The 12,016-nt window shown below is 52.4% G+C and carries 11 protein-coding genes; 7 read left to right on the forward strand and 4 right to left on the reverse strand.

Annotation, left to right across the window (positions count from 1 at the left end; translation table 11 throughout):
• From sufC to sufT, 5 genes are all read left to right on the forward strand, one after another.
• On the forward strand, positions 1–677 hold a 677-nt coding region (gene sufC / locus B2Z72_RS16555; protein ID WP_297005324.1), incomplete at its 5' end, for a Fe-S cluster assembly ATPase SufC.
• A 1-nt stretch (position 678) separates the two neighbouring features.
• Positions 679–2,022 carry a Fe-S cluster assembly protein SufD gene (gene sufD / locus B2Z72_RS16560; protein WP_296982067.1) on the forward strand — a complete coding sequence of 448 codons (1,344 nt, stop codon included), beginning with the start codon at positions 679–681 and terminating at the stop codon, positions 2,020–2,022.
• Positions 2,019–3,239 carry an aminotransferase class V-fold PLP-dependent enzyme gene (locus B2Z72_RS16565; RefSeq protein WP_296982065.1) on the forward strand — a complete coding sequence of 407 codons (1,221 nt, stop codon included), beginning with the start codon at positions 2,019–2,021 and terminating at the stop codon, positions 3,237–3,239. The genes sufD and B2Z72_RS16565 overlap by 4 nt, the downstream gene beginning before the upstream one ends.
• A 12-nt stretch (positions 3,240–3,251) precedes the next feature.
• Positions 3,252–3,641, forward strand: coding sequence for a HesB/IscA family protein (locus tag B2Z72_RS16570; protein ID WP_296982063.1), 390 nt, complete (start codon positions 3,252–3,254; stop codon positions 3,639–3,641).
• Between the two features lie 433 nt (positions 3,642–4,074).
• On the forward strand, positions 4,075–4,602 hold the full coding sequence (gene sufT, locus B2Z72_RS16575) for a putative Fe-S cluster assembly protein SufT (protein ID WP_296982062.1): 528 nt from the start codon (positions 4,075–4,077) through the stop codon (positions 4,600–4,602).
• 154 nt (positions 4,603–4,756) lie between these two features.
• On the opposite strand, the gene B2Z72_RS16580 is transcribed toward sufT, so the two are convergent.
• The 4 genes from B2Z72_RS16580 to B2Z72_RS16595 form a co-directional block, all read right to left on the reverse strand.
• A complete protein-coding gene (locus B2Z72_RS16580) occupies positions 4,757–6,061 on the reverse strand; it encodes a hypothetical protein (protein ID WP_296982060.1) in 1,305 nt (434 codons plus the stop codon).
• Positions 6,062–6,286: 225 nt separating this feature from the next.
• Complete coding sequence (locus tag B2Z72_RS16585) at positions 6,287–6,610, reverse strand: hypothetical protein (protein ID WP_296982058.1); 324 nt, start codon at positions 6,608–6,610, stop codon at positions 6,287–6,289.
• Positions 6,610–8,442, reverse strand: a complete 1,833-nt coding sequence (locus tag B2Z72_RS16590) for a TIGR03545 family protein (RefSeq protein ID WP_296982056.1) — start codon at positions 8,440–8,442, stop codon at positions 6,610–6,612. The genes B2Z72_RS16585 and B2Z72_RS16590 overlap by 1 nt, the downstream gene beginning before the upstream one ends.
• Positions 8,443–8,446: 4 nt before the next feature.
• Positions 8,447–8,953: a TIGR03546 family protein gene (locus B2Z72_RS16595; RefSeq protein WP_296982054.1), complete on the reverse strand. Its 507-nt coding sequence runs from the start codon at positions 8,951–8,953 to the stop codon at positions 8,447–8,449.
• A gap of 637 nt (positions 8,954–9,590) precedes the next feature.
• Between B2Z72_RS16595 and B2Z72_RS16600 the strand changes: the two genes are divergently transcribed.
• Together B2Z72_RS16600 and B2Z72_RS16605 are read left to right on the forward strand one after the other, a co-directional pair.
• Complete coding sequence (locus B2Z72_RS16600) at positions 9,591–10,751, forward strand: efflux RND transporter periplasmic adaptor subunit (protein ID WP_296982052.1); 1,161 nt, start codon at positions 9,591–9,593, stop codon at positions 10,749–10,751.
• Positions 10,752–10,766: 15 nt separating this feature from the next.
• Positions 10,767–12,016: efflux RND transporter permease subunit (locus B2Z72_RS16605; RefSeq protein ID WP_297005327.1), on the forward strand; the 1,250-nt coding region annotated here is incomplete at its 3' end.

Raw genomic sequence — 12,016 nt, forward strand, 5'->3', positions numbered from 1 at the left:
AAGTACACGCCATCATGGGGCCGAACGGCGCAGGTAAAAGTACCTTAGGCAACGTCCTTGCCGGTCGTGATAATTACGAAGTGACTCAGGGCAGCGTTACCCTGAACGGCAAAGATATTCTTGCCATGGAACCGGAAGAACGTGCCCGCGAAGGCCTGTTTCTGGCGTTTCAGTATCCGGTAGAAATTCCGGGCGTTTCCAACCTGGAGTTCCTCAAAGCTTCGGTTGATGCAGTGCGCGCTCACCAGGGCAAAGATGCACTGGATTCCGTACAGTTCCTGAAACTGGCGCGGGAAAAATGCAAAGCCGTGAACCTTGACGCCAGCTTCCTCAAGCGTGGTGTGAACGAAGGCTTCTCCGGCGGTGAGAAAAAGCGTAACGAATTAATGCAGATGATGCTGCTGGAACCGCATCTGTGCATCCTTGATGAAACCGACTCCGGTCTGGATATTGATGCTCTGCAGGTGGTTGCTGAAGGTGTTAACGCCATGCGCGATCCGAACCGCAGCTTTATCGTGGTTACTCACTATCAGCGCCTGCTGGACTACATCGTTCCTGACTACGTGCACGTACTGGCCAACGGTAAAATCGTCAAATCCGGCGGTAAAGAACTGGCGCTGGAACTGGAAGAAAAAGGCTACGGCTGGCTGGAAAATTCAGACAACGGAGCAGAGTGATATGGCTGAGCAGTTTATTCTTACCCTGCTGCAACAGGCTGAACGCACTGCTGCCCTGCCCCTGCTGAGTGAACTGAACCAGAAGGGCCAGACAGCGTTTGCTCAGGCGGTATTACCTAACCGTAAAACCGAAGCATGGAAATACACGCCGCTGACTAAATTTGCCGCGCATGAATACGCTCAGCCAGGTAACTCAGCCGTTAATGATGAATTAGCCGCGAGCATAGCGCTGGGCAATATTGATGCAGCGAAACTGGTCTTTATTAACGGACAATTCAAAGCGGATTTATCCGACGCCCTGGAAGAAGCTACCCTGTTCTCACAGGCCAACGAAGCTCAACAGGAACTGATCCGTTCCCAACTGGGCAGTCAGAAAGCCGGCAGTGACAATGAGCACCTGTTTAATGATCTGAACGATGCCGCAGTGAATGAAGGCGTACTGGTACACGTCGGCAAAAACAGCCGTCCGGCCAAGCCGGTTCAGGTGGTCTGGCTGACCACCGAAGATGCTGCACCGTTTATGGTGACTTCACGCCTGCTGGTCGTTCTGGAAACCGGCGCGGAATTAACCTTAATCGAACAATACGATTCTGATGATGCTGAACAGGTCAGCTTTACCAATGCTGTCACAGAACTGGCGATCGGTGATAACGCTAAACTGCAGCACTACCGTCTGCAGATGATGCAGGAACAGGCACAGCATATCGGTTCGGTATTTATCGGTCTGAACCGCGACAGTCAATACAACGCGTTCCATCTGGCACTGGGCAGTAACCTGACCCGTAACGATGTTGTGGTTAACCACAACGTGGGCGGATCACACTGTGAAATTAACGGCGTTTATATTCCGCAGAATGAGCAGGTTGTGGATTTCCATACCTGTATCGAACACAAGGTGCCGAACTGCACCAGTGATGAAGTGTTCCGCGGCATTATGAACGACAAATCCAAAGCGGTGTTTAACGGCCGTATTCATATTCATCCGCAGGCACAGAAAACTCTGGCGGAGCTGAGCAACAAAAACCTGTTGCTGACCAACAGTGCAGAAGTGAATACCAAACCCGAACTGGAAATTTACGCCGACGACGTAAAATGCGCCCACGGTGCCACCGTCGCTCAGCTGGAAGAAAAAGCCCGTTTCTATCTGCAGAGTCGCGGCGTCAGCAAGCGTGAAGCGGAAGTTATGCTGAGCTTTGGTTTTATTAACGAATTACTTGAAGCCTTACCCGACGAAGCCATCACCCGTACCCTGCGTCCGGTTCTGGCCCGCCGTTTTGGCCGTGATCAGAGTCTGTCACGCCATTTACTGGAAGGGGTTGATGACTTAACAGGAGAACAGGCATGAGCGATCTGATTGCCACTATCCGTGCTCAGTTTCCTGCACTGAATCAGCAGGTAAACGGTAAGCCTCTGGTGTATCTGGATAACGGCGCTACCACTCAAAAGCCACAATGCGTCATTGATGCGCTGGTGCGTTACTACCAGAACGATAACTCCAATGTGCACCGCGGTGCGCATACACTGAGCGATCGTGCGACCGAACAGTTTGAAAATGCGCGTAAAACCGTGCAGAAATTTCTTAATGCTGAAAAAGCCGAAGAAATTATCTGGACCCGTGGCACCACAGAAGCCATTAATCTGGTGGCCGCTACCTGGGGGCCGCAGAACATCAGCGCCGGCGATGTAATTCTGGTCAGCGGTATGGAACATCACGCCAATATCGTTCCATGGCAGCAGCTGTGTGAAAAAACCGGTGCCACTCTGAAAGCCATTCCGGTGAAAGACAATGGCGAACTGGATATGGCAGCGTACGCTGAACTGCTGACGCCAGCCGTTAAACTGGTGGCCTGTGTGCATGTATCCAACGCACTGGGAACCATTAACCCGGTGGCTGACATTATCCGTATGGCGCATGACATCGACGCTAAAGCTCTGATCGATGGTGCTCAGTCTGTTGCTCACTGGGATATCGACGTGCAGGCTCTGGATGCTGATTTCTTTGCGTTCTCCGGACACAAATTATTTGCGCCGACTGGCATCGGTGCACTTTACGGTAAAAAAGCGCTGCTGGATGCTATGCCACCCTACCAGACCGGCGGTGAAATGATTGAACACGTGAGTTTTGCAAAAACCACGTTCAATACGCTGCCATACAAATTTGAGGCCGGTACACCGCATATTTCCGGTGCCATTGGTCTGGCGGCGGCCATTGATTTTCTGAATGGTCTCGACCGTGCAGCCCTGGCAGCGCACGAAGATGCGCTGATGACGCGGGTAGCAGAACTGACCGAGAAAAATGGCGGCATCCGTACCATTGGTAACGCGGCACATAAAGCCAGTGTCTTCAGCTTCCTGCTGGAAGGTGCTCATCCGGCGGACGTCGGCACACTGCTTGACCAACAAGGTATTGCAGTGCGTACCGGACACCATTGTGCTATGCCGATTATGGACCAATATAAAGTACCGGGTACCATCCGGGCGTCTTTCACTTTCTACAATACGCTGGAAGAAGTGGATGCTCTGTTTAAAGGGCTGGAAAAAGCCAAAATGTTTTTATTGTGAGGGTGAAAGGATATGAATACTGAGACCTTTGATCCAAAAAATGCCGTAGCCACCAGCTACGATCCTAACGAAGCGGCCAGTGTCAGCATGACCGACGCGGCCATCGCCCACGTACGCAAGCAGCTGCAGAAAAACAGCGAAATGGCGGGTGTGCGTCTGGCAGTGAAAAAAAGCGGCTGCTCCGGTTTTAAATACGATATCGAATTCGTTGCACAACCGGGTAAAGGCGATCAGATCATTGAACTGGCTGATGACGTTAAGCTGTTTGTTGCAGCGGATGCCAAAGCTTATGTGCGTGGTACAGAGATCGACTACACCAAAGAGGGGTTGAACAGCACGATTAAGTTCAATAACCCCAATGCCAAAGATCTCTGCGGTTGCGGAGAATCCTTCAGCGTCTGAAGCTATCTGCATTGCTGCTGCAGCGTTGCGGCTGATTTCGGAATACTCACGTACAAACCAGTACGCTCCGTTTCCTCAATCAACCGCGCCTTGCATCAGCTGCTTCGATAACGCTTCAGATATCAGAAGCGCTGCATCCACTGAGATAAGCCTTACAAAGTTGAATAGTCCGGCTTCGATAACGCTTCATGTGATCTGGGCGCTGCATCCGCTGAGATAAGCCTGCAGAGTTGAATAGTCCGGCTTCGGTGAGGCGTAAGATATTCGAGACGCTGCATCGATCCGGATATTTCTGATTCTCGTGTATTGCCGCCGCCGATTATTTATAATGCGCGGAAAGATTCTGCAGGGTGGGCTCCTCCCACCAATCGCCCAACAGATAGATACCCGAACTTCACCACCTGAAACATTACTACCAGAAACGAGGAATTGTATGGAACGCAGAATGGTTGTCGCTCACTCCGAGTGCCCTGCCCGCATGGTGCCTTCAGGCACGCCAACCACCATTCCTGCCGGTAGTTTTGTCACCATCAATCAGGCCCTTGGCGGCAACTACACCGTGACCCACAATGGCAATATGCTGCGTGTCGACGGTACCGATGCAGCGGCTCTGGGTCTGGAATCTGAGCTGATTGAATTTGAAGCCCATGATGACGGCCATGTGCGTAAGGATCAGGTAGAACAGGCTTTACGTACCATCTTCGATCCGGAAATTCCGATCAACCTGCTGGATCTTGGTCTGGTGTATGGCATTGATATTGATGACCGCAAAGTGATCATCCGCATGACACTGACCGCACCGACCTGCGGCATGGGGCCCGTATTGATTTCCGATGTGAAATACCGCGTCGCCAAAGTACCGAACGTTGACAGCGTAGAGGTCGAGCTGGTGTTTGATCCGCCATGGTCGCGGGACATGATGACTGAAGAAGCCCAGCTGGAAGCCGGTCTGTTTTTCTGACCAGACATAACCCGAACGGCTGGCGAATTCATTAACCGGGAAGCCCCTTATCCGGCTTCTGCTTGCTGAAAATCGCCAGATGCCTGGCCTGCGCTTACTTCCTCTCTGCCGCCCTTCCCTCAGTCCTCACCGCGACCACATTTCCCTGTCTTATCTACTGCGTGACAATACTGCAGATATACAGGGTAGCCATCGCCAGCAGTACCAATGGCAGCGCGGTTTTCAGATTCATGATCGCCAGATCACGGGCACGGATACCAAAGCGCGATTGAAGAGTCAGCTGCACACCGGAAAACGGTGAAAAACAAACACCGATATTCCAGCCAAACAGCAGGGTCATGCCCAGCAGAGTGGCATTTTCCACATGCGGTGCAAGAATCCCCGCAGCCAAAGCAACCGTCGTCACCGGATGCATGCCGACGATAGCCAGTGCCACCAGAATGGCTACAGTTGCACAGGATGCAATAAAGCCGAAATGATCCGGCACCAGTTTTAAGCCGAAAGATTCCAGCGCAGACGCTGCTCCGGAAGCAAGAACCGCCGCTGCCAGAAATAAGAAAACCTCACCAGCCATGCGTGGCAGGCCATTGTGAATATGATTGACCAGTTTTTCTCCGGTCTGCCCTTTGAATTTTATCAGGCTGACGATAAACGCAAACAACAGCCCCCAGAAAGTAACAAAGGAAAGCACCGAAATATCCGGCCAGATAAAATGCGTGCTCATAACAAACACCGCCAGCGTCACCGGCAGCCAGAGTTCATTAAAGGTTACTGGAAATCCGGCACAGGAATCAGCGTCCGGATCACGACTGATCTGCCAGGCTGCAATGGCCAGCATGATCATGGCAGCCGGGAAACCAAACAGAATCAAAGTACCTAATCTGGCATCCGGCACGCCAACCAGGGTAATACCCATTGAAGCAAAAAATGGCGACCACACCGCGCAGGCACTGAAGCCCCGCAGCAGCGTTAAAGCCTGTAACGGTTTTAGTGGCCGCTTTTCTGTCAGGCGGTCACCGGCAATCATAACGGCAGAAACATTCATTACTGTTCCCAGCAGATGTACGCCGAACAGGGTTTTTAACAATGCGTTTTTACCTACCGGCAAAGGCTTGTCCACGCCTTCGGGCAAGGCACTGATAATGCGCAGAAAACTGACCGCCAGCAGCATGGCAGTAATGACTTCATTGGCCCCGGCCGCGCGCCACAGAAACTCGCTGTTGGCACTGCGCAATTCCCCAACGGTCAGACCGAGCACACCGACACCCATCAGCACGCCAATCTGCCAGCGCTGGGCTTTTTTTAAATCCGGAATCAGCAAAAACGACGTTACCCAGATCATAATGCCGGGCACAAGGCTGGATACATGGCTACTGAACGCCGATGCCAGCGAGGCAAAAATCGTTAAAAACAGCAGCCAGCCGGCAGCATTATGGCGAAACGCAGAGGCACGGGTCATGAAAAAACCGATAGAGAAAGGGAGATTAAATCAGTCGGATATTATCACACTGCTCTCTTACGCTATCTATCAGCCTGTGGGAAAGAGTGTATCGGGCAGAGGTTACAGCCGCTCAAAGGAAGGAGTATCTGCTATGAACCGGGCGAGCTGATAAAGCGAAAACTGCGAATAAAACGAGAAAAGCGGATGCCAACTGATCATCCGCTTTTTGTACAGGCCAGCGTATCAGGCGTCGGCTTGCGGCTCTTTGGTACCGGCAGGATTAAGATCCAGCAGGTAATGACCAAAGACCTTACCCGCTTTCAGATCAACCACAATGACCATCGCCAGCCCCTGATACTGGCTGTTAACCAGCACATGTTCATAGTCATCACCCATACGGTACACGTGTGTGACACTGCCCTCACGACAATCGGCAATACCGAAATCTTCCGCCGGAATGGCTTCAACGTACTGCCAGAAGTCGATTGGCGGCGTGCCGCTTTCAACACGCAGTGGCGAGAACTGGGTGGCTTTGAATTCTTCTGTGGTTAATTTACGGACTTCCATTAAAACAGGCTCTTCAGTTTGTCTTTGGCTTTATCTTTCAGTTCGTCACGCTTTTCGTCAGCTTTTGCTTCCGCTTCGCGTTTCTTCTGTTCTTCATAGTCTTCCAGCTTGCTGGAAGCCATATCGTCGAGGTTGCTGAGTTTATCACTCAATGAACCGTCCAGCTGATTAATCTGCGCCAGCTCATCGGCATAATCGCCGGTATAACTCTGCAGTTTCTCCTGCAGACCCGCTTTCAGTTTCTGTTCCAGTTCACTTTGTTTCTCTTTCAGTCGCTGATTAAAGGCGCTGCTGAGACGGGAATCGAGATCTGAACCAAATTTAACCTGCGGCGATTTCAGGCTGCCAGAGGCGCTGGCATTCACCGCGAAATGGTCTATGGTCTGCAAGGCGCGGGTCAGCTCTTTGGCAAAGACGGTTTTGCCGTCGCCGGTAAAATCCGCCTGACCAAACTGCACATCGGTTTTCGCCGTCAGCTGGCCGTCGCTGACCACTGCCAGTCCCTGTGCCTGAACCAGTGCGCTACTCAGTTCAGTACCGGCAATACCCAGCTTCATGCCTTTCATTTTCCAGTCTTTAGCGGTCAGCGTCAGAGTGTCATTGAACGGCTTTCTGCGGTGATCAAACACCATATCCATTGTCAGGTCTTCAACATCGTGCAGCTGCGAGCCATTAACGACTACATGCGCCGGACGCCCAAGCACCGCCGGCTGGTGCGTCAGATCCTGAATACTGATCAGCACATTACCGAGGGGCACTTTGGCCGTGATATGCGCATCCCGCAACAGAAAGTCCGGCCATGGATCATCCGACGGGAAGTGAATAAAGCGGCCGTCACGGATACGTTCAGGCTCCGCCGCCTCTTCTGCATCGGCTGCCGCATCATTGCCGGACGACAGGTAAGGAGCCGCCAGTTCATACCAATAAAGTGCTTTGGAAGCCCAGGCACCGGCATCATCCCCTAACAGCAGAGCGGTCAGATTGGCAGCGCCCTGTGCGTTCAGCTGATATTTGCCTTTGATGCTGGAAAGATCCTCGCCCGGTGCGTTTTTCAGAGCGGTCAGCTTGTCGGAAATATCAGATTTAGCATCACTGATCACCTGACGGGCAGCCTGAACCGCTTCTTTATCTGCCTTTATGCGCGCTTTCAGCTCATCCAGCGCCTTCTTACGCTGCTGAAAATCCTCCAGCGAGGTGATTTTGCCGGACAGAATCTTATTCAGTTCAGTTTTGTACTGGTCCAGCGCGCTGCTGTCCGGCACATTCTTAATCGCGTTGTCGATGGCCTGACGCTGGGTCTTATAACTTTCTTCAAAGGCTTTGCCTGCCGCTTCGGTGCGCAGGTTTTCACGCTCAATAATTTCCGCCGCTGATGGCAGCTGATCCATGGCCTGCCCCAGAGCATTATTGCTGCCCGAACTGTCTGCGGAATCTCCGTTTTCGTCTTTTGCCGGTTTGTCTTTTTTCGGCAGCGCGCCGGAGGTTTTCCGCGGCGTATCAAATTCCATACCGTCGATGCTGAGCTCACGGATAATGGCTTTGCCCAACAACAGAGGAACAAACTCCAGCTCAGCACTGGCCTTGCTGAAGACAAACAGGTTCTGCATTGGCTGCTGTGCATCAGCAACGCTCAGATTATCGATTTCAAACCCGATAGGGTTCAGCGTCAGCGATACATTGCCCGCTTCTACTTTGGCGCCGGCGATATCCGAACCAACGCGTTCAATTGCCATTTTGGCCAGCGGCCCGGCTGCCAGAAGAAAGAAAGCGGCCAGCAAACCCACAACCACAACAAAGCCGATCAGTCCCGGCCAGCGAATCCATTGTTTCATCTGATTACTCCGTCAACGACTGATACAGGCCATAGAAGCGGCTGGCTTTGACCAGTTGCACGACTTTCAGCTTACTTACCCAGCTCAGCACACGGTGGCGGTAAAGATTTATCAGCACCCGGCTCAGCAGCAGCACCGGTACAAAAGCCACCAGGCCGATCACCAGTCCACCTAACACCAGTGAATGGTTAAACGCCGTCATGCGCCAGAAGTCACTCTGATACAGTGCCGTCCAGGTATCCTGCAGCCCGGGATTCATCAGCAGGCTCTCGCCAAGGCGCGCAGCATAGGGATCGGTAAACCAGGCAATCAGTGAGAAAAAAGCGAAGCCAACGATAAAAGCGCTGAAATTGATCCGCACCACCAAGGCAATCAACAGAATCAGCAGGTTGTGAAAACTGAACGTTGGCGTCAGCGCAACGATAAGAGAGAGGGAAAACGCTGCTGCAATCTGCCCGGGAGCAGATTCCGAATTGAGCGCCTTCAATAATTTGGCCAGCACATCTAACATAACATTTCCCGCGTTCACTGCATCCATAAGAAAGCCGTCGCTACAAACGGCTGATCGCCAATTCCGAGTCAACGGATGGCTCTGTCATCGGCAACAGAAACTATATCAAGTTCCCCGCCACGCTTCATCGCCCACACACGAGCCACAGCAGAATTGCCTGTTCCGCATTCTGCTGCACAAACGCTGACCATCCGACGTCACATGAAAGACCAGCCTGCAGGTTTATCCTGTGCAGTAATTGAACAGTCCGATAACGCAAACAAAGCCGTCTTTTGCGATTGTTAACAAAGACCCGTTGAACAACTGACAGAGACAGCGCTTATCAGCTAAATTTGTTACACAAATGAGACGATCAAGTACCAGCTCGAGTCTGTTGCCACTAATTTTGACTAGAAAACAAGCGGCTTTGTAAGGAAAAAGCGAAAAAATGGAAGGATTTGTCAGTAACCAAAGTGCCTTATATTGTACCGGTGCGGTCAACAATCCATTCCGAACCTCTGCCCTAGTCACTGCCCTTGCAAACCGCTATAAATTCTTATTTGCAACTGAATGAAGCAGGCAGGCTAAAGGCAATGCCCCCTGCGCTCAGAAACTGATTTCAATTAAGCCTAACGGTCACTTTTATTATGAGGACATTATGGGAACTCTAGTATCCACTCTGCGTCTCCGGCACATTGCCGCAGTCAGTGCACTAATCACGGTATTAGCCGGCTGCGGCGGACAGGAGTCCGGCGGTGAGCAGGGAGGCCAGGGACAACCTCAGGCCGCTGCTGTCGGTTATGTAACAGTTGGCAGTGAACGTCTGGAACTGACCGACACTCTGCCGGGTCGTGTGTCCGCATACCGGATTGCCGAAATCCGCCCACAGGTAAACGGTATTATCCTCGAGCGTTTCTTTGAAGAAGGCGCTGCGGTCAAAGAAGGCGATAAGCTCTATCAGATTGATCCGACTCTGTACAAAGCCAACGTTGAAAGTGCCAAAGCGCAGCTGGCTGTAGCCAAAGCCAATGCTTACGCTGCCAACCTGACCGCCAAGCGTTACAAAGAACTGTCGAAAAAATCCGCGATCAGTGATCAGGAAGTGGATGATTCCGAAGCGAACGCCAAACAGGCTGATGCTCAGGTGAAAGCGGCTGAAGCCGCTCTGCGCACCGCCGAAGTGAACCTCAGCTACACCGAAATCAGAGCGCCTATTTCCGGCATCATCGGCCGTTCCACCATCACCGAAGGTGCACTGGTTTCCGCACAGCAGGCCACACAGCTGACTGTGATCCGCCAGCTGAAGCCAGTTTACGTCGATATCAAACGCCCGGCGGCGTCACTGATCCGCATGAAAAATCCGGATCTGTCACGCGACGTGACCGTAGAACTGGATGACGGCACACCATTCGCTGAAACCGGCAAACTGCAGTTCTCCGATGTCAGTGTTGATGAAGGCACCGGCAGTGTGAACGTGCGTGTACTGTTTGATAACGCTGATGGCACCCTGTTACCTGGTATGTTCGTACGTGCCCAGGTACCAAGTGCTCTGATTGAAGAAGCCATACTGGCACCACAGGCCGCAGTTGTCCGCCAGGCGACTGGTGAGACCGTGGTTTACCTGGTGACCGAAGACAACACTGCGGTAGTGCATAACGTCAAAGTGACCCGCGCTATTGGCGATAAATGGCTGGTTCAGTCCGGACTGAGCAATGGTGACCGCATCATCGTCAGCGGTCTGCAGGCCGTTCAGTCCGCACAGCGTATGGGCCCTCCGGGCGCGCCTGTTGCCGTAAATCCTGAAGAAGCCACTCGTTAAGGAGTACCCTGAACCATGGCTAAGTTTTTTATCGACAGGCCCGTCTTTGCCTGGGTGATCGCTATTCTGATCATGCTGGCTGGTGCCATGTCTGTTCTGAATCTGCCGATTCAGCAATACCCGACGATTGCTCCGCCATCGATCCGTATTGTTGCCCAATACCCTGGCGCTTCTGCCGATACGCTTGAAGAGAGTGTGACGCAGATTATCGAACAGAACATGACCGGCATCGACAACATGCTGTACATGGAATCGACCAGCAGCAGTGCTGGCCGTGCCACCACCACCCTGACCTTCGCTCCAGGTACCGACCCGGACATTGCGCAGGTTCAGGTGCAGAACAAACTGCAACTGGCCGAGGCTCTGCTGCCTCAGGCTGTTACCCAGCAGGGTGTTAGTGTGACCAAAGCGTCCACGTCCTTCCTGATGGTTGTTGGTCTGATTTCCAAAACCGGTCAGATGGACCGTTCTGATATCGCTGACTACGCCAACAGCTATATCCGTGACCCTCTGTCACGTACCAAGGGTGTTGGTGAAATCCGTGTATTTGGTGCTCAATACTCGATGCGTATCTGGCTGCAACCAGAAAAACTCAACGCTTACAACCTGACCCCGGTTGATGTTACTTCCGCCATCGGCGTACAGAACAACCAGTTCCCGGCCGGTCAGCTGGGTGGTTCACCAGCCGTTGAAGGTCAGGCGATGAACGCCACTATCATCGCCCAGAGCCGTCTGGAAGCGATTGAGGAATTCGAAAATATTCTGCTGAAAGTGAATACCGATGGTTCTCAGGTCCGTGTGAAAGACATTGCCCGGGTAGAATTGGGTGCGGAAAACTACCAGGTTATCAGTGAATACAATGGCAAGCCGGCCAGTGGTATCGGTATCCAGTTAGCCAGTGGCGCCAACGCGCTCGATACGGCTAACGGTGTGCGGGCAAAAATTGATGAGCTGTCAAAGTTCTTCCCGACCGATCTGGAAGTGGTTTACCCATACGACACCACGCCATTCGTCCGTATTTCCATTGAGGAAGTGGTTCAGACACTGATCGAAGCGGTCATCCTGGTGTTCCTGGTGATGTTCCTGTTCCTCGGTAACTTCCGCGCAACACTGATTCCAACCATTGCGGTGCCAGTGGTACTGCTCGGTACCTTCGGTGTGATGGAAGCCTTTGGTTACAGTATCAACACCCTGACCATGTTTGGTCTGGTGCTCGCCATCGGTCTGCTCGTGGATGACGCCATCGTGGTGGTGGAAAACGTTGA

It is taken from the genome of Thalassolituus sp. UBA6592 (assembly GCF_002433655.1).
GTDB lineage: Bacteria > Pseudomonadota > Gammaproteobacteria > Pseudomonadales > Oceanobacteraceae > Venatoribacter.